The sequence below is a fragment of the Actinomycetospora corticicola genome (assembly GCF_013409505.1).
Taxonomy (GTDB): domain Bacteria; phylum Actinomycetota; class Actinomycetes; order Mycobacteriales; family Pseudonocardiaceae; genus Actinomycetospora; species Actinomycetospora corticicola.
This window is the reverse complement of the sequence record NZ_JACCBN010000001.1, coordinates 67,755-83,876: the sequence shown is the minus strand read 5'-3', so window position 1 is coordinate 83,876 and position 16,122 is coordinate 67,755. Positions and strand designations below refer to the sequence as shown.

Sequence of the window (16,122 nt, the reverse complement as noted above, 5' to 3'; positions counted from 1 at the left end):
GCGCTACGCCTGCCCTTCTTTCGGGTTCTCCCGAAGCCGCAGAGGCAGATCGGCAGCATCGGAATCAGAAGTGTCGGGGCCCAAGGGCCCGGGCTCTACGGGTCGGTGACCGAAGGGGTCACCCGGTCCACCGTCGCCGTGCACCGCAAACCGCCAGTGCCAGCACCCCTCGCCATCGCGTCCGATACGCGGACGTCCGAGGAAGATTTCGCCCTTTGCAGTCTCGGGATTAAGCGCGTGCGCGGCGACGAGAGTCTGAACCCCGCCCGGCAGTTCCACTCCGGAAGCTGACTCTTCCGGCATCACCAGCGATCCGCTGGCGTCGACGATGAAGCCGAACTGCTCCGGATCGGGTGCAGACGCCACCCGTCGTTTCGTGTGACTCTTCTCGGGCCACGGGACACGATCGATGCCGCCCGGATCGAAGGACATGAGCAGGAAGCGCCATCCCTGATATCGCCATCCCGGAGAACCATTGAGCCCGTTTCGCGCGACACGGCCAGCCGGAATCGTTGGCATCGCGTCCAGCTCTCCCGGACCCAGTCCAGCACCGAGGACGTCACGGCCGGCCTCCGAATCCTCAGCCGGAGGCTGGTAGCCGCCGCACTGGAACACGCGGTCGAGTCGATCACGCAAGACGACGTAGGCGGTCGTGCCGAGCCACGCCCGGTCATGGCCTGCGTCGGGGTCGTAATGCGCCAGAACGTGCCGATGCGTGGACCATCGAGCCCACTGCATCCCAGCCAGCACGCCTGCCTCGGCAAGGACCGTCTCGACCGTGCTACGTTCCGTCACAGCGGCGAGAGTACCCCTGCACAGTGACATCGTGCTTGGAAATGAACCGCTGAAGCCCATTCGCGCGCTGAACGGCGCTCGAACGAGGCTGAGCGGCAGGACCATGAGCCCAACCGGCCTAGCGGATGGCGCACTCGGCGTAGAGAAGTCCTCGGCGTGATGGCAGGGGCCCGGCCAGCGCGCACAGTGGTTGGTCTACGCCTGACCGTCGTTCGACGCTCGGAGCGATGACAGCTCGGCCTGCAACTGCCTCGCCGCCGAGAGCATGGCGGGGTAGGACGCGGGGTGGTAGCCGCCGTCGACGACGCCGAGGATGGCGGCGAGGCGGCCGATGAGGACGTCTCGGGGGTCGTCCAGCTCGTCGGTGGCGTACGGCCGGGTGCGGGCGGTCTCCCACGTGGCCGGCGTCGGGCCCGCCTGCATCTCCTCCACCGCGAGGGCGGCAGCGCGGTGCAGGACCTCGGGCCGGCGCTTGCGGACGGTGCCCGCGAGCATGAGGCCGTCCTGCTCGTAGCGACGCCTGATCTGGTCGACCGTCGCCTCGTCGGCTGCCGAATTCTCGTCGCTCACAGGACTGCCCATGTGGTCAGCAGCTCGCGGGCCTGTTCCTGCAGCGGCGGGGAGGACAGTGAGTTGTCGATGACGGCGTAGGGCAGGGTCGGAGTGAAGTCTTGGTCGACGCCCTGCAGGTAGTCGTCCCAGTGCGCGAGCTTGTGGGTGTCGCGAGCGGCGCCCCGGCGGCGGATGTAGGTCTGCATGGTGTCGGCGTCGGCTCTGATCCAGATGACGCGCAGCGTGGCGCCGAGGGCCTCGGCGTCGGCGGCCATGTGCCGGGTCCAGGCTTCGTCGCGCAGCTCACGGATGAACGGGGCGGTCATGATCGCGGAGTTGCCGCAGGCGACGTTCTCGGCGGTCAGGGTCCGTAGGGCCTCGTACTCGGCGGGCCGGACCTTGGACAGGTAGAGGTCGGACTCGCGGTCGCTGGGCGCGCTGCCGAGTTCCACCAGCGCCATCTCCACGACGGGGCGGGTGGCGCTGTCCTTGTCGAACAGGGGCCACCCGGTGAGGCGGGCGATGATCCTACCGAGTTCGGTCTTGCCGGATCCGGCGTAGCCGCCGATCACGAGGATCGTCGGGGCCTCGGTCTCCTGGCGAACTCGACGCTCCTCGCCCGGGTAGTTCACGACCCGGCTGGAGCGGTCGCGGGAGATGACCAGGCCCTCGGCGGTTAGCTGCTGCATCGCGCGGGTCACCGTGGCGACGCTGGTCTCCCACTCCGCGGCGAGGGCGCGGGTGCTGGGGAGCTGCTGCTCGTGGCGGTAGGTGCCGGACTCGATCTCGGTCCGCAGGTGCCGCGCGATGGACTCCGCGCTCGTGCCGCGGGTCAACCGCTCCGGGGCCTGGGACATCGCTGCCGCGTCTCCTCTGATCCGTACTGCTCGACTCAGTTCGTAACAGCACCAAGCTACCGCGAGAAGGGTCGTGCCCTCTACCTGCGGAGATGGACACCACCGCAGGTAACAGTTGCTTCAGTCTGCTCACGTCTGTTACTGTCTGAGTCAGAGAGATACATCAGGCTGGAGCAGAGGGAGACAGACGAGATGGCGCTCTTCGAGTTCACCGGGACCCTCGACGGGTCCGACTACACGCCGGTCGCGACCGGCCACGTTGCGGCGGTGATGCAGTGGGAGGACACCGCCAACGGTCGCCGTCCCGGCTCGACGCCGGAGGTCGACGAGGTCACCGGCGCCCGGGTCTACGTCGCCGACGTGATGCTCCCGCTGGGCCGCGACGGGCGCCCGGAGCTGTTCGGGGTCCGCTTCGCCGCCGCCGACGAGCCGGAGTTCGCCGCGTACGCGCCGGTCGAGCTGGTCGGTCTGCGGGTCAAGGTCCGGGCCTCGCGCACCGGCAAGGGCGTCGACGTCTCCTTCACCGCCGACGCCGTACGCCCTGCCGGGCCGCAGCGCACCGGCCGCCGCTCCGCCGAGCAGACCGAGGCGGCGTGACCCGTGGGCTGGCAGACCGACGCGGCGTGCCGCGACACCGACCCGGAGCTGTTCTTCCCCGCCTCCGACGACGACTCCAGCGTGATCGTGGCCCGCCATCGCATCGCCGTGGCCCCGATCTGCTCGTCCTGCCCCGTGGCGACCGAGTGCCTGCGCTGGGCGCTCGACACCGGCCAGGACCACGGGCTGTGGGCCGCCACGACTCCCACAGACCGGCGCGCCATCCGCCGCTCCCGCTCGGCCGGCGTCCCGGACCCGGTCGCCGACACCGACCCGATGTGCCCGGCCTGCGCCCTGCTCTTCCCGATGCCCGCCGTCGACGGCGAACTGTGCTCACGCTGCACCGAGAGGAACGCGGCATGACCACCGATCGCACCCGACCCCTCCTGCCCCGCCAGCCCGTCCGCTGGCACACCGGCGGCCCCGGCGGAGCCCGCCGCCTCATCAACCGCCTCCGGGCCCGCGTCGCCGAGCAGCAGCGCCTCGAGGCCCACCGGCTCCTCGAGGCCGACATGCGCGGACTGTGGCGCGAAGCCTGCACCGGAGTCGGGCTCTGCCAGTACATCTCGGCGGCCGCCGGGCTCACCGTCCGCACACCCCGCTTCGGCGGCCTGCGCCTCACCCCCACCGGGACCTCGTTCACCGTCGAGCTGATGCCCGGCGGCGAACCCACCGACATCGAAGCCCACGCACTGCGCCTCGCCCACTCCCTCGGCTTCGCCGGGCTCCGCGTCCAGCCCATGGCCGGCCGATGGGTCCGCGTCGTCCTCTTCGACGCCGACCCGCTCGCCTCGACCTTCGCCCTCCCCCACGCCGTCACCGGGCGGGCCGACGACCCGATCCTGCTCGGCCGCCGCGAGGACGGCGCCCTCGTGGAGCACGCGCTGGCCTCGCCCGGTCATGTGGCGGTGCAGGGGCAGAACGGGTCCGGGAAGTCGCAGCTCTCCTACGGGCTGCTCGCGCAGCTCGCGGCCGCCGGTGACGTCGTCATCGCGGGCTCGGACATCACCGGCCTGCTGCTCGGTCGCGCTTGGAACGGCACCGCCCACCGACCCTGGCAGATCACTGGCTCGAAGGACCTCGCCGCGCACGCCGCGCACCTCGACCGGCTCGTCGGGTGGATGGACGACCGCCTCGAGACCATGCCGCCCCGCGTCGACAACATCGCCCCGACGGTCCAGACGCCGTTGGTGCTGGTGGTCCTGGAGGAGTTCCCCGGCCTGCTCCGCGCCGCGCAAGCGAAGGACCGCAAGCTCGCCGAGCGCATCACCTCCGCCGTCCTCCGCCTGCTCTCCGAGGGCCGCAAGGCCGCGTTCCGGGTCCTGATGCTGGCCCAGCGGTTCGAGGCCAACGCCGTCGGTGGCGGCTACGCCCGCGACCAGTTCGCCGTCCGACTCTCCTTCCGCGTCCCCGCCGAGTCCCTGGCGATGCTGCACGGCGACGACGCCCGCCGCCTCGGCCCGGAGCACGCCAACACCGAGCCCGGCATTGCCTACCTGTCGGCCCCCGGCGAGGACTGCGTTCGGCTCCGTGCGCCCTACGTCGGCGGGTACGGCGCCTTCTGCGACCGCATCGCCCGCGACGGCCGGAGAGCGGCATGAGCCCGCTCGCCCTGGTCCTCATCGCCGCCCTCGTCACCGCGCTGCTCGCCAAGAGCCACAAGGCCGGCCCCGCCGTCCTCGCCGGCGTCGTCACCGTCTGCCTGCTCTTCGCCGCCATCCCCGCCCTCGGCCCCGCCGTCACCAGCAGCACCGCCGAGTTCGCCCGCCAGCTCGGCAACGCCTCCGAACGCGCCGCCACCGTCCCGCAGGAGGTCCGACGATGACCGACAACGCACGGCTCCTGCGCCTGCGCGCCGAGGAAGCCTCCGCCGCGCTCCGAGCCGCCAACCACGCCACATTCCGCGAGACCGTCACCGTCCCCGACGTCTACGACCTCGTCGGCGACCTCGACGACCTCGTCCGCCGCCTCCCGCAGCTGTTCGGGTTCCTCGGCCGCTCCGTCGAGCGCGCGCCCGGCCGCTACTTCGACGACCGCGGCAACAACCCCGCAGCGACCCTCCAGGCCGCCGCCCACGCCCTCGCCGAGGCCACCGGCTATGTCGACCTCGTCGCCGTCCAGCTCGCCACGACCCAGGTCCACCTGGGGCACATCGGCCTCGTCATCGCGGAGGACTGACCCATGGAGAACCTGCTCGTGACGCCGGAAGAGGCCGCGGAGGCGCTGCGCGTCGGACGGGCCAAGGTCTATGACCTCATGCGGACCGGCGCCCTCCGCTCGGTGAAGATCGGCGGCTCGCGCCGCGTGCCTCGCACGGCCCTGGAGGCGTACGTCGCGGCTCTCCTCGGCGAGGAGGTCGCCTGATGGCCCGGGGACGGAAGGTCAACGGTGAGGGCACGATCTTCCAGCGGTCCAGCGACGGGCTCTGGGTCGGTGCCGCGTACGTCCACACCACCTCGGGCGAGGTGAAGCGGCGCCGGGTCTACGGGAAGACGCACGAGGAGGCGCGGAAGAAGCTCGTCAAGCTCCAGGCCGACGACCAGGCGGGTATCCCGGCCCCGGACCGCTCGTACACCGTCAGCGAGTACCTGGAGCTGTGGCTCGACCGGGTCCGGGTCGAGAAGCGCGCCACGACGCACCGGGGCTACGAGAGTGCGGTCCGGCTGCACATCGCCCCGCTGATCGGTGGCAAGCGCCTCGACCGCCTCACCGGCGCCGACGTCCGCCAGTTCCTCACTCGTCTCCGAGCCAAGTGCCTGTGCTGCGCGAACGGCTACGACAAGCACCGGGCCGCCAAGGATCAGTGCTGCTCGGCGGGCCGGTGCTGTGGCCGGCACCCGACCGTCCGCCAGGTCCAGTTCGTGCACGCCGTCCTGCGCAACGGCCTCTCGAACGCCGAGCGCGACGAGCTGATCATGCGCAACGTCGCCAAGCTCGTGGTGGTCCCCACGCCCACCTACAGCGTCGGGAAGGGCCTCACCGTCGCCCAGGCCCGCGCGCTCCTCGACGCCGCGAAGAACACCCGCTGGCACGCGCTCTACGTCACGGCCGCCACGCTCGGGCTGCGGCGCGGTGAGTTGCTCGGCCTGCGGTGGCGGGACCTCGATTTCGAGGCCGCGACGCTCGACGTCGTGCAGACGGTCCAGCGGGTCGGCGGCCGGCTGGTGGTCGACGCGACCAAGACCCGGGCGTCGGAGGCGACGATCCCGCTGCCCAAGGTCACCCGGCGAGCACTCCTCGCGCACCGGGACCGACAGGCGGCGGAGCGGACGGAGGCCGGCGTGCTGTGGCAGGACCACGGTCTGGTGTTCGCCACCAAGCTCGGGACGCCGGTCGAGCCGCGCGCGCTCAATCGCGACTTCTCCGCACTGCGGGTCCGTGCCGGGATGCCGACGGTCCGGCTCCACGACTTGCGGCACACCGTGGTGAGCCTCCTGCTCGACCTCGGCACTCCCCCGCACGTCGTCCAGGCGATCGCCCGGCACGCGGACCTCGACGTCACGATGTCGATCTACGCGCACACCAACCTCGACGCGATGCGTCAGGCACTCGACGCTATCGACTGGCAGGACGAGGAGGGCGAGGCGTGAGCCCCGTTGGTGCAGGAATGGGTGCAGTGGCCCCGTCCGGGACCGCCGCCGCCACGGCGCGAGCGGCGTCCGTGCTGGTCGTGTCTGGTCGGGGTGGCGGGATTCGAACCCACGGCCCCTCGCTCCCAAAGCGAGTGCGCTACCAAGCTGCGCTACACCCCGTCTGCCCCGAGTGTAGGGCGCCCGGCCCGGTGGGCTCACGCCCGTGCGACGACGCCGACTCCGGGGGGTCGCCCCGGGGCGTCGGTCGGCGGTCGGTGGCCCTGGCGTCGCGGGTCACCGGCTCCTCGACGGTCGGGCGGCGGTCGCCGCTCCGGCCGGAGTGGTCGTGCGGACGGGCCGTGCGGACACCGTCGTCCGCACCCGTCGTCGTACTGGGGTCAGTCGAGCCCGCGGACGATGTGGTCCTCGTCCGTGTCGATGACCCTGGTGTCGCGCTCCGTGTCCATGCTCCGGTCCCTTCCGGTCGCTCTCATCGGCCTGTACGGCCATGGTTCACGCATCGGCGGACCTACCGTGAAGTACCAGGTGAGCGTCACACATCAACAACGTGTGCCGCACCCATCGCGTCCGTCGACCGCGCTTGTGTACCTGTTCACGAGCTGTTCGCCAAGGACTGCACCGTGACAGAGCGTCTACTGAACGATCCAGTAGCCCCGGGATTCACCCGGGAGGGCAACCCGCGCTCGACACGAGCGTCCTGGGTTGCGCGCCCGGCGGTACGTGGCCGGTCGGGTATCGGCTACGGTGAGCACGGTCCGGGGTGCCGGACCATCGCGGGCGTAGCTCAATGGTAGAGCCCCAGTCTTCCAAACTGGCTACGCGGGTTCGATTCCCGTCGCCCGCTCCACACCCTCCGCGGGGCCGCCTCGACCCTTTCCTGTAGCGTGGTCCCTGTTGCAGTCTCGTTTTCCTCGCCGTGCGCGGTGCCGTGGATGATGTGACAACGGCCCTGGTCAGCACAGTTGGAGGAACGTCTCCTTCGACCGTGCCCCGGCGTCGGGCAACGCTCGTGGACAGATCGCCCGCGAGGAGCTCGACCTGAAAGAGGATTCGTGGCTGAAGGAACAGTCAAGTGGTTCAACGCGGAGAAGGGCTTCGGCTTCATCGCGCCTGACGACGGTGGCAAGGACGTGTTCGTCCACTACTCGGCCATCACCGGCGGCGGCTTCCGCTCGCTCGAGGAGAACCAGCGCGTGAGCTTCGAGTCCAGCCAGGGCGCGAAGGGCCCGCAGGCGGACCAGGTGCAGGCGCTCTAGCTCGCACCGACCCGGTCGGGCGCCGCCATCCAGGCGATGCCGCCCGATCCGCTGAGGGGCTGTGGACCCATGCCTCATACCCGTGGGCCCGCAGCCCCTTTCGCATGTCCGGAGCCGTTCCGCCCGCTCACGCGTCCGTGACGAAGCGCCGGAAGGCACCGGCCATCAGGCCGTCCGCCTGCCGCGTGGCCTCGGCCTGCGGCACGAGCAGGTCGAACGCGTGCGGCAGCCCCGGCAGGACGTGCAACTCCGTCGTGACGCCGGCGCGCATCAGCCGCCAGGCGTGGTCGACCACCTCGTCGCGCAGCGGGTCGTTCTGCCCGACGAGCAGCACGGCCGGACAGAGGCCGCGCAGGTCCTCGGTCCGGTTCGGGACGATGTACGGCGCGGGCGGCCCCAGGTTCGCCATCACCGCCGCGATGGCGTCCTCCGGGATCACCGGCAGCCCCTCGCGCCGCGAGGCGTGCTCCGGCAGGACGCGGTCGTCGGTGTTCGGGTAGAGCGCCAACGCCAGGGCGGGCGCCGTGTCGCCGCGGTCGCGGGCCATCTGCGCGACGGCGAGCGTCAGCATCCCGCCGCCGCTGGCGCCGGTGACGGCGAGCCGACGCGGGTCGACGTCGTACGCCCCGGACTGTTCGGTCATCCGACGGAGGACCGAGTACCCGTCGTCGAGGATGACCGCGGGCGGGTGCTCGGGCGCCATGCGGAAGTCGACACTCACCCCGATCGCACCCGTGTCCCGGCACAGCGCGACGCACCGTCGGTGCTCGGTGTTGAGGCTCCCGAAGGAGAGCCCGCCGCCGTGGAAGTGCACGTATCCGGGCCGGTTCGGGTGCGGCTGCGCGGGCCGGTAGACGCGCACCGGGATCCGGTGGTCCCCCGCCGTGTTCGGCACGGTCCCCGCGGTCCAGGTGACGTCCGGCTCCGGGGAGGGGTCCGGTCCCGGCTCGCGCAGCACCGCGAGCACCGCCGGATCGGAGAGGTCGCCCCGGCTCCTCGGGAGGGCGGCCACCACGTCCCGGAACTCCGGGTCCCACCAGGTCATACCGGCGCCTTCCCCGCCCCGCGGGCGACCACACCCGCCGTCAGGACAGGACCTCGTCGAGGCGCTCGTAGCCCTGCACGACACCCTCGTCCATCCCCGAGGCGAGCATCGCGTCCCGGCCCTCGAAGGAGCCGCACAGCGAGAAGCCCTCGAGCCGGCACCGCCCGCCCGGCAGCTCGGTGAACGTCATCGTCTCCAGCGCCACCTGGTCGGCGAAGGGGACGTAGGCGAACGTCTGCACGATCCGCTCGTCGGGCCGGATCTCGTGGAACGACCCGAGGAAGTGGTGCTCGGTGCCGTCCTCGCCGACGTGGGTGTACCGGTAGCCGCCGCCGGTCCGGGCGTCCCAGTGCTGCACGGTCATGGTCAGCCGGCGCGGACCGAGCCACTGCACCACGAGCACGGGGTCCACGTGGGCCCGGAAGACCGCGGACGGAGGGGCGTCGAACTCCCGGGTGATGCGGATGGCGGGCACGGTGGGGTCGGCCTCGATGGTGGTCTGCAGGGTCGTGGTCACGGCTGTCTCCTCAGGACGTCGTCGAGTCGCTGGTGCCGCAGCTCGGCGCGGCGGCGATAGGTGTCGATCCAGCCGGTGAGCAGGTCGAACACGTCGACCTCGAGGTGCGCCCAGCGCTGCTGGCCGTCCCGCCTGCGGCTGATCAGGCCGGCCGCCTCGAGCACCCGCAGGTGCTTGGAGACGGCCTGGAGGCTCACGGCGTGGTGCGCGGCGAGCTCCGTGACGGTCATGTCGTCCGCGGTGAGGCGGGCGACGATGTCCCGTCGGATCGGGTCGGCCAGGGCGGCGAAGGCTCGGGAGAGCTCGTCGTCCACCGGTCGCTCCGATCGTCGTATTCAACCTTTAGGTTGAGTACGACTCTAGGACCATCAGACACAGGAAGTCAACGAGGAGCGATCCGACGAGGAGAGATCACCGACCGTCACGTTGGCGGATGATGTTCACCCGAAGAGACCAGGTATCACTCGGTCGAGCGGATCGAGCGGCCGTTCGCCAGGAGGCCCGGGTCCGATGGACGGCAGTCCGGGCACCGATCGGTTCATTGAGGGTCCGTTCACTGAGTGACCCCGCGACGAACGACCGCTCCGGACGTCGGGAGAGTTCCGCCGACGCCTCGGACGAGCGGGACGTCGGGACACCACCAGGAGGAACCCCATGACCAGCATGACCACCCGGCTCGCCGCCGCCACGATGCTCGCGGGCGTCGGCACGGTCGCGATGGCCGGCGCGGCGAACGCCACCGAGTCGCACTCCCACGGCCACTCCCCCGCGGCGTCGCAGGCGAGCAAGGGACTCGTCGGCGGCCTCGTCGGCGCGGGCGGTGAGCTGCTCGGCGGGGTCACCGACCTCGTGGGCGGCGTCGTCGGCGGCGTGGACGGGGTCGCGGCGCCGTTGGTCGGCGGCGTGACGACCGGACTGTTCGGATCGTCGGTCTGACGACCGCCCGCCGGCCGGACCCCCGACCGACCGGATGACGCGGGGCGGGTGGGTGATGCTGGAACCATCACCCACCCGCCCCGTCGATCCTCCTCCACGGGGGAGACTGTCCCCATGTCCGGCAGTCGGGCCGCTGCGAAGGCGCGCACCCACGAGAACCTCCTGGACGCGGCGGCGACGGTGTTCGCCGAGCGCGGCTACGGCGCGGCGTCGGTGGAGGAGATCGCCCGGACCGCCGGCACCTCCGTCGGCTCGGTGTACGCCCACTTCACCAGCAAGGAGAAGCTCTTCGTCGCCCTGATGGAGCGGCGCTCCGCGCAGGAGTTCGCCACCGCGCAGGCCGAGCTCGCCGACGGCTTCGAGGCCGCGGTGCCGGCGCTGAACCGCCAGCTCCTCGCCGAGGCCGATTCCGACCACCTCGCGGAGCTCGGCGCCGAGGCCTGGCTCTACGCCCTGCGCTCCCCCGCGTTCGGCGCGGAGCTGGCCGCCCACCACCGGCGGGTGCACGAGGTCACCACCGCGATGGTGGAGCAGGAGCGCACCCGGCGCGGCACCACGCTCTCGATGTCCGACGCCGAGGTCGCCACCGTGACCTCCGCGCTGGCCCGCGGCCTGGTGCAGCACCGCCGGCTCAGCCCGGACTCGGTGCCCGACGACCTGTTCGGGCGGACCCTCATCGCCCTTCTGGCGGGTCTCGAGGCTCCGGGGTCCGCTCCACCGTCTCCGCCGGCATCGGGTCCGGACGGTCCGGGGCCAGGCGACGCATGAGGTGGTAGCCCGCGATCGTCACCACGGTGCCGAACGCGATGCCGCCGAACTGCCCGCCGGCGAAGCGCATGGTCACGTCGCCGACGCCGATCACGATGCCCGCGGCCAGCGGCACGAGCACCTCCGGGCGGGAGAAGTCGACCTTGTTCTCCACCCAGATCCGCGCGCCGAGCAGGCCGATCATCCCGTAGAGCACCACGGTGATCCCGCCCAGCACGCCGCCCGGGGTGGCCGCCACGACCGCACCGAACTTCGGGCAGAACCCGATGAGCACCGCGACGACGGCCGCCACCCAGTAGGCCGCCGTCGAGTAGACCCGCGTCGCGGCCATGACCCCGATGTTCTCGGCGTAGGTCGTGGTGGGCGACCCCCCGACCCCGCCCGCGACCGCGGTGGCGATGCCGTCCGCCGCGAGCGCCCGCCCCAGGTACGGGTCGAGGTCCTCGCGGGTCATCGACGCGACCGCCTTGACGTGCCCGGTGTTCTCCGCGATGAGCGCCACGACCACCGGCACCACGATGAGGATCGCGGTCGCACTGAACGCGGGGAAGTGCAGACCCGGGGCGTCCGGCGAGCCCAGCGGCAGCCCCACCCACGGGGCGTCGCCCACCTTCGAGAAGTCCAGGCGCAGGTGCGTGGACACGACCCCGGAGGCGTCCGGCGCGGTGATCGGCCCCAGCACGGCGTCGAGCACCACCGAGAGCAGGTAGCCGACGACGAGGCCGACCAGCACGGCGAGGCGGCCCAGCATCCCGCGGGCGGCGACCGCCACCACCATGACGACGAGCATGGTCACCAGGGCGACGCCCTGGTCCTGCGGCCAGTACGTGCCCGCGACGACGGGGGCGAGGTTGAAGCCGATCAGCAGCACCACCGCACCGGTGACGGCCGGCGGCAGGATCGCCGAGATGATGCGCGCCCCGCCGAGGTGCACCGCCAGCCCGACCAGGGCGAGGACGACGCCGGTGACGGCGATCGCGCCGGTCACCTCGGCACTGGTGCCGCCGTCGGCCCGCACCGCGGCGACGACGCCGACGAACGACGCGCTGGTGCCCAGGTAGCTGGGGACGCGGCCCCGGGTCATCAGCAGGAACAGCATCGTCGCGAGCCCGGAGAGCAGGATCGCGAGGTTCGGGTCCAGGCCCATGAGGACGGGGAAGACGAAGGTCGCCCCGAACATGGCGAGGACGTGCTGCATCCCGAGTCCGACGGTGCGCCCCCAGCTCATCCGTTCGTCGGGTCGCACCACCTCCCCCGGGCCGGGAGCACGGCCGTCGCCGTGGACCGTCCAGCGCAGGGATCTCGTCACGTGCGGCTCCTGTCCGAGCAACCGAGCCGCTCGGCGACCTCGGCGCGCGGCGGTGGGGGGAGGGGGGGCAGTGCGGTGCGTTCGGCCCCGGCGGTGAGCCCGTCGACCAGGAACGCGAGATAGCGGTCCCACGTGCGCGGCTCGACCTCGCTGCCGAACGGCGCGGCGATCGAGGCCAGCATGTGGGCGACCGCGGGGAGGTCGCGGGCCTCCAGGTCGGAGCGCACGGCACCCTGCTCCTTCGCGCGCTCGACGAGGTCGTGCATCGGGCCGACGAAGCGCAGCACGAGCTCCGGGGTGAACGCGCCGGCGTCCTTCGCGGCGCGCAGGATGCCGCGCTGGTGCACGAACGCGCGCGCGATCCCCTCGACGAGCACCGCGACCGCGCGGCCCGGGTCGGGCTCGGCCCCGACGCGGGAGAACAGCGGTTCGACGGTCTCGACGAAGTACTCGGAGAACACGGCGTTGACCAGCTCGTCCCGGCCGCCGAAGCGACGGTAGAGCGTCGACGGGCCGACCCCCGCGCGCCGCGCGACCTCCTCGAGCGGGACGTCGGGGCCGACCTCCTCGAACGCCTCCCGCGCCGCGGCCACGATGGCGCGGTGGTTGCGCGCGGCGTCGGCACGCAACGGTCGGGAGGACACGTCGGTCACGGGCCGGGACGCTAGCAGCGCGGAGGCGCGATCCGGACGTGTCGCTCGCGACCGGACGGCGCCGTCGCCACTCCCCGCTCGATGGTCGAGCTCCGCTCCGCTACGTCTCCTCGATCGACAGCGCCCCCGACGGGCACGACCCGACCGCGTTGCGGGCGGCCTCGGCGTCGGCCCCCTCGGGGGTCTCCTGCAGGACGACGACGATCGCGTCGTCGTCCTGGTCGAACACGTTCTCCGCGGCGAGCACGCAGTTGCCCGCCCCGATGCAGACGTCCCGGTCGGCTCGGATCTTCATCAGGTGGTTCCCCTCCGGTGGTGGGCGAAAGGACGGTCGATCTCACCAGGAGACCGGTAGGTGGCGCAGCCCGTAGACCACGGTGGCGGAGCGGAACTCCGGCTCGCCGGCCACGGCGAGCGTCGGGAACCGGCGCAGCAGGGCCGGGAAGGCGGTGGCCATCTCCATCCGGGCGAGCGGCGCGCCGAGGCAGTGGTGCACCCCGTGGCCGAACGCCACGTGCGGCGCCGCGGCCCGCCCGACGTCGAGCCGGTCCGGGTCCTCCACGAGCGCCCGGTCGCGGTCCGCGGCGGGCAGGGAGACGACCACGAAGTCCCCCGCCCGCAGCGCGGTCCCGGCGACCTCGGTGTCCCGGGTGACCCGGCGCGGCATCCCCGAGTGCACCACGGACAGGAACCGCATGAGCTCCTCGACGGCGGGCGCGGTGACGGCGGGGTCGGCCCGCACGGCCTCGGCCTGCTCCGGGTTCTCCAGCAGCGCGAGGGTGCCGAGCGCCAACATGTTCGCGGTCGTCTCGTGGCCGGCGATCAGCAGCAACGAGGCCACCCCGACCAGTTCGGCCCGGCTGAACTCGTCGCCGTGCTCGCGCACGAGCATGCCGAGCATGTCCTCGCCGGGGTCCGCCGTCGCCCGGTCGACGAGCGTGCCCATGTAGGCGCGCGACTCCGCCGCCATCGCGCCGCGCTCGGAGAGCGGGCGCGTGAGGTCGAGCTGGACCGCGGCCCGCCGGTGGAAGTCGCCCCGGTCGGCGTAGGGCACGCCCAGCAGCTCGCAGATCACCAGGCTCGGGATCGGCAGCGCGAAGTGCTCGACGAGGTCGACGGGCGACCCGGCCCGCTCCATGGCGTCGAGGTGGTCGGCGACGATCTGCTCGATCCGCGGCTGCAGGCGACGGATCCGGCGGACCGTGAACTCCCCGGTCAGCATCCGGCGCAGCCGCGTGTGGTCCGGCGGGTCCAGGGCGAGGAGGTTGCCCACCCGCTGGTCCCCGTCCGAGCCGGGGAGCGCGGGCAGGCCGGCGCTGGAGAAGCGCTCGGCGTCGCCGAGGACCTCGCGGACGTCCTCGTAGCGGGTCGCGAGGAAAGCGTGGAGTCCCAGCGGCGTGTTGACGGCCTCGAGCCCCGGCGCGGACCGCAGCTCCGCCATGCGCGACGGCGGGTCGTACCGGTCGCGCTGCATGTGGAGCGGGAGGGTGATCGCACCGGCCATGCGCCCGACGTTAGCACCGGAAACGGTAGCCATCTGTCAGATAGGGCGGGGCCGGGAGGGGGCATCCTGCCGGATGAGCCGCACCGTCCTCGTCACCGGCGCGTCCCGGGGCCTCGGCACCGAGATCGCCCGCCAGCTCGCCGCCGCCGGGTGCACCGTCGTCGCCGGGACCCGCGACCCCGCCGACGGCGAGCGGGTCGCCGCCGAGCTCGGCGTCCACTTCGTCGGCCTGGACGTGACCGACCAGGCCTCGGTCGACGCCGCCGTCGCCTGGATCGGCGAGCACCTCGGCCGGCTCGACGCGGTGGTGAACAACGCGGCCGTGAACTTCGACTCCGGCGCCGACCCGCTCACCGAGGACCTCGCGGTCGTCGACGAGGCGTGGCGCACGAACGTGCTCGCCGCCTGGCGGCTCATCCAGGCGGCCGCGCCGCTGCTGCGCGAGGGGACCGAACCCGTCGTCGTGAACGTGACGAGCGAGCTGGGGTCGCTGACCCGCATGCGGGCGCACTCCCCCGCGTACTCGGTGTCGAAGGCGGCGCTCAACGCGACCACGCGCGTCTTCGCGGACGCGCTCGCCCCCGTCGTCGTGCAGTCGGTGTCCCCGGGCTGGACCGCCACCGACATGGGCGGACGCGGCGGGCGACCGGTCGCCGACGGCGCCGCGGGCATCGTCGCGACCGTGCTCCGGCCGACCGTGCACCCCAGCGGCTCGTTCCTCGCCGACGGCCGGAGCGTGCCCTGGTAGATCACCCCGGGTGAGTCAGCCGGACGCCGCGCACTCCTTCGCCGCCGCCACGAAGTGCGCGACGGCCGGGGAGCGGTCGCTGCGCCGGTAGGCCACCTGCAGCGCGACCTGCGGGACCTCCCCGTCGAGCGGCAGGAACACGACTCCGGGCGGCCGCAGGTTCGCGTAGTACGACGGCTGCAGCGACACCCCGAGCCCGGCCGCGACCAGCCCGAGCTGGGTCTCGATGTCGGCGCCCTCGACGACGATGCGCGGGCTGAACCCGTGGCCCAGGCAGTAGCTCACGATGATGTCGAAGAACGCGCGTCCCAGGGGGCGCGGCCAGAGCACGAACGGCTCGTCGGCGAGCTCACGCGGATCGACGGTCGGACCGCCCGCGAGCCGGTGGTCCGTCGGCACCGCGCACAGCAGCGGCTCCGAGACCAGGTGCTCCACCGCGACCGTCTCGGTCGGCTGGGCGGCCCGGACGAGCCCGACGTCGATCCGGCCGTCGGCGAGCGCGACCAGCTGCGGGGACGTGTCGTACTGGCTGACCTCGAGCTGCAGGTCGGGGAACTCGGCGCGGACCAGCCGCAGGATGCGCGGCGCGATCGACGCCAGCGCCGTCCCCACCGAGCCGACCGTCAGCAGCCCCACGGCACCGCGCGCCGCCTGGGTGACCAGCGCCTGCGCCCGTTCCGCCTCGGCGAGCACCCGCGGCGCCGCCTCGAACAGCACCCGCCCCGCGGCGGTCAGCTCCGTCGCGCGGCTGGACCGGTCGAACAACGCCGTGCCGAGGCTCTTCTCCAGCGCGCGGATCTGCTGGGAGAGCGCGGGCTGGCTCACGTGCAGCCGCCGCGCCGCCCGACTGAAGTGCAGCTCCGAGGCCACCGCGAGGAAGGCCCGCAGTTGTCGGAGCTCGAGGTCCATGCGATCGATGGTGCCCGACCGTCGCGGACGCGCGGGCGCCGACGCGGCGGAGGGGATCCATAAGGCGCGCCTTCTGCGAGCAG

22 protein-coding genes and 2 tRNA genes are annotated in these 16,122 nt (G+C 72.6%); 12 read left to right on the top strand and 12 right to left on the bottom strand.

Annotated features, from left to right (window positions below; genetic code table 11):
- Nucleotides 1-3: 3 nt before the first annotated feature.
- The 3 genes from BJ983_RS00365 to BJ983_RS00355 form a co-directional block, all read right to left on the bottom strand.
- Complete coding sequence (locus BJ983_RS00365) at nt 4-795, bottom strand: hypothetical protein (RefSeq protein WP_179791977.1); 792 nt, start codon at nt 793-795, stop codon at nt 4-6.
- Nucleotides 796-990: 195 nt separating this feature from the next.
- Nucleotides 991-1,365, bottom strand: a complete 375-nt coding sequence (locus BJ983_RS00360; RefSeq protein ID WP_179791976.1) for a hypothetical protein — start codon at nt 1,363-1,365, stop codon at nt 991-993.
- Nucleotides 1,362-2,204: a P-loop nucleotide/nucleoside kinase family protein gene (locus BJ983_RS00355; protein ID WP_179791975.1), complete on the bottom strand. Its 843-nt coding sequence runs from the start codon at nt 2,202-2,204 to the stop codon at nt 1,362-1,364. The genes BJ983_RS00360 and BJ983_RS00355 overlap by 4 nt, the downstream gene beginning before the upstream one ends.
- 192 nt (nt 2,205-2,396) lie before the next feature.
- Between BJ983_RS00355 and BJ983_RS00350 the strand changes: the two genes are divergently transcribed.
- From BJ983_RS00350 to BJ983_RS00320, 7 genes are read left to right on the top strand one after another with little or no spacing between them, the layout of a single operon-like run.
- Nucleotides 2,397-2,801 carry an RNA-binding protein gene (locus BJ983_RS00350; protein WP_179791974.1) on the top strand — a complete coding sequence of 135 codons (405 nt, stop codon included), beginning with the start codon at nt 2,397-2,399 and terminating at the stop codon, nt 2,799-2,801.
- Between the two features lie 3 nt (nt 2,802-2,804).
- Entirely contained in the window at nt 2,805-3,164 is a 360-nt protein-coding gene (locus BJ983_RS00345) for a WhiB family transcriptional regulator (RefSeq protein WP_179791973.1), read from the top strand.
- Nucleotides 3,161-4,402: a hypothetical protein gene (locus BJ983_RS00340; RefSeq protein WP_179791972.1), complete on the top strand. Its 1,242-nt coding sequence runs from the start codon at nt 3,161-3,163 to the stop codon at nt 4,400-4,402. Before BJ983_RS00345 ends, BJ983_RS00340 begins: the two co-directional genes overlap by 4 nt.
- Nucleotides 4,399-4,626, top strand: a complete 228-nt coding sequence (locus BJ983_RS00335) for a hypothetical protein (RefSeq protein ID WP_179791971.1) — start codon at nt 4,399-4,401, stop codon at nt 4,624-4,626. The genes BJ983_RS00340 and BJ983_RS00335 overlap by 4 nt, the downstream gene beginning before the upstream one ends.
- Nucleotides 4,623-4,979: a hypothetical protein gene (locus tag BJ983_RS00330; protein ID WP_179791970.1), complete on the top strand. Its 357-nt coding sequence runs from the start codon at nt 4,623-4,625 to the stop codon at nt 4,977-4,979. The genes BJ983_RS00335 and BJ983_RS00330 overlap by 4 nt, the downstream gene beginning before the upstream one ends.
- A gap of 3 nt (nt 4,980-4,982) precedes the next feature.
- Complete coding sequence (locus tag BJ983_RS00325) at nt 4,983-5,165, top strand: helix-turn-helix domain-containing protein (RefSeq protein ID WP_179791969.1); 183 nt, start codon at nt 4,983-4,985, stop codon at nt 5,163-5,165.
- Nucleotides 5,165-6,391, top strand: a complete 1,227-nt coding sequence (locus BJ983_RS00320; RefSeq protein WP_179791968.1) for a tyrosine-type recombinase/integrase — start codon at nt 5,165-5,167, stop codon at nt 6,389-6,391. Before BJ983_RS00325 ends, BJ983_RS00320 begins: the two co-directional genes overlap by 1 nt.
- An 85-nt stretch (nt 6,392-6,476) precedes the next feature.
- On the opposite strand, the gene BJ983_RS00315 is transcribed toward BJ983_RS00320, so the two are convergent.
- A tRNA-Pro gene (locus BJ983_RS00315) sits at nt 6,477-6,553 on the bottom strand.
- Between the two features lie 614 nt (nt 6,554-7,167).
- Here BJ983_RS00315 and BJ983_RS00310 point away from each other — a divergent pair.
- Nucleotides 7,168-7,241: transfer RNA gene (locus tag BJ983_RS00310), tRNA-Gly, on the top strand.
- Between the two features lie 205 nt (nt 7,242-7,446).
- Nucleotides 7,447-7,650: a cold shock domain-containing protein gene (locus BJ983_RS00305; protein ID WP_179791967.1), complete on the top strand. Its 204-nt coding sequence runs from the start codon at nt 7,447-7,449 to the stop codon at nt 7,648-7,650.
- A gap of 127 nt (nt 7,651-7,777) precedes the next feature.
- Here the strand turns inward: BJ983_RS00305 and BJ983_RS00300 are convergent, their stop codons facing one another.
- The 3 genes from BJ983_RS00300 to BJ983_RS00290 are packed head-to-tail and all read right to left on the bottom strand — an operon-like array spanning nt 7,778 to nt 9,526.
- Nucleotides 7,778-8,695: an alpha/beta hydrolase gene (locus BJ983_RS00300; RefSeq protein WP_179791966.1), complete on the bottom strand. Its 918-nt coding sequence runs from the start codon at nt 8,693-8,695 to the stop codon at nt 7,778-7,780.
- 40 nt (nt 8,696-8,735) lie between these two features.
- Nucleotides 8,736-9,212: an SRPBCC domain-containing protein gene (locus BJ983_RS00295; protein ID WP_179791965.1), complete on the bottom strand. Its 477-nt coding sequence runs from the start codon at nt 9,210-9,212 to the stop codon at nt 8,736-8,738.
- Nucleotides 9,209-9,526, bottom strand: a complete 318-nt coding sequence (locus BJ983_RS00290) for a metalloregulator ArsR/SmtB family transcription factor (RefSeq protein WP_179791964.1) — start codon at nt 9,524-9,526, stop codon at nt 9,209-9,211. The genes BJ983_RS00295 and BJ983_RS00290 overlap by 4 nt, the downstream gene beginning before the upstream one ends.
- A 340-nt stretch (nt 9,527-9,866) precedes the next feature.
- Here BJ983_RS00290 and BJ983_RS00285 point away from each other — a divergent pair, with 340 nt between their 5' ends.
- Nucleotides 9,867-10,148 (top strand): hypothetical protein, encoded by a 282-nt coding sequence (locus BJ983_RS00285; RefSeq protein ID WP_179791963.1) that lies wholly within the window; start codon nt 9,867-9,869, stop codon nt 10,146-10,148.
- A gap of 114 nt (nt 10,149-10,262) precedes the next feature.
- Nucleotides 10,263-10,916 (top strand): TetR/AcrR family transcriptional regulator, encoded by a 654-nt coding sequence (locus tag BJ983_RS30060; RefSeq protein WP_218890024.1) that lies wholly within the window; start codon nt 10,263-10,265, stop codon nt 10,914-10,916.
- On the opposite strand, the gene BJ983_RS00275 is transcribed toward BJ983_RS30060, so the two are convergent.
- From BJ983_RS00275 to BJ983_RS00260, 4 genes are all read right to left on the bottom strand, one after another.
- The gene (locus tag BJ983_RS00275) at nt 10,822-12,225 is read right to left on the bottom strand and encodes a solute carrier family 23 protein (protein ID WP_179791962.1); all 1,404 of its coding nucleotides are present in this window, start codon (nt 12,223-12,225) and stop codon (nt 10,822-10,824) included. The genes BJ983_RS30060 and BJ983_RS00275 overlap by 95 nt on opposite strands.
- Nucleotides 12,222-12,878, bottom strand: coding sequence for a TetR family transcriptional regulator (locus BJ983_RS00270; RefSeq protein ID WP_179791961.1), 657 nt, complete (start codon nt 12,876-12,878; stop codon nt 12,222-12,224). The genes BJ983_RS00275 and BJ983_RS00270 overlap by 4 nt, the downstream gene beginning before the upstream one ends.
- Nucleotides 12,879-12,978: 100 nt before the next feature.
- Nucleotides 12,979-13,173 (bottom strand): ferredoxin, encoded by a 195-nt coding sequence (locus BJ983_RS00265; protein ID WP_179791960.1) that lies wholly within the window; start codon nt 13,171-13,173, stop codon nt 12,979-12,981.
- 42 nt (nt 13,174-13,215) lie between these two features.
- A complete protein-coding gene (locus tag BJ983_RS00260; RefSeq protein ID WP_179791959.1) occupies nt 13,216-14,382 on the bottom strand; it encodes a cytochrome P450 in 1,167 nt (388 codons plus the stop codon).
- A 73-nt stretch (nt 14,383-14,455) separates the two neighbouring features.
- Between BJ983_RS00260 and BJ983_RS00255 the strand changes: the two genes are divergently transcribed.
- Nucleotides 14,456-15,130 carry an SDR family NAD(P)-dependent oxidoreductase gene (locus BJ983_RS00255; RefSeq protein ID WP_179791958.1) on the top strand — a complete coding sequence of 225 codons (675 nt, stop codon included), beginning with the start codon at nt 14,456-14,458 and terminating at the stop codon, nt 15,128-15,130.
- Nucleotides 15,131-15,145: 15 nt separating this feature from the next.
- Here the strand turns inward: BJ983_RS00255 and BJ983_RS00250 are convergent, their stop codons facing one another.
- Nucleotides 15,146-16,039, bottom strand: coding sequence for a LysR family transcriptional regulator (locus tag BJ983_RS00250; RefSeq protein ID WP_179791957.1), 894 nt, complete (start codon nt 16,037-16,039; stop codon nt 15,146-15,148).
- Nucleotides 16,040-16,122: the final 83 nt, after the last annotated feature.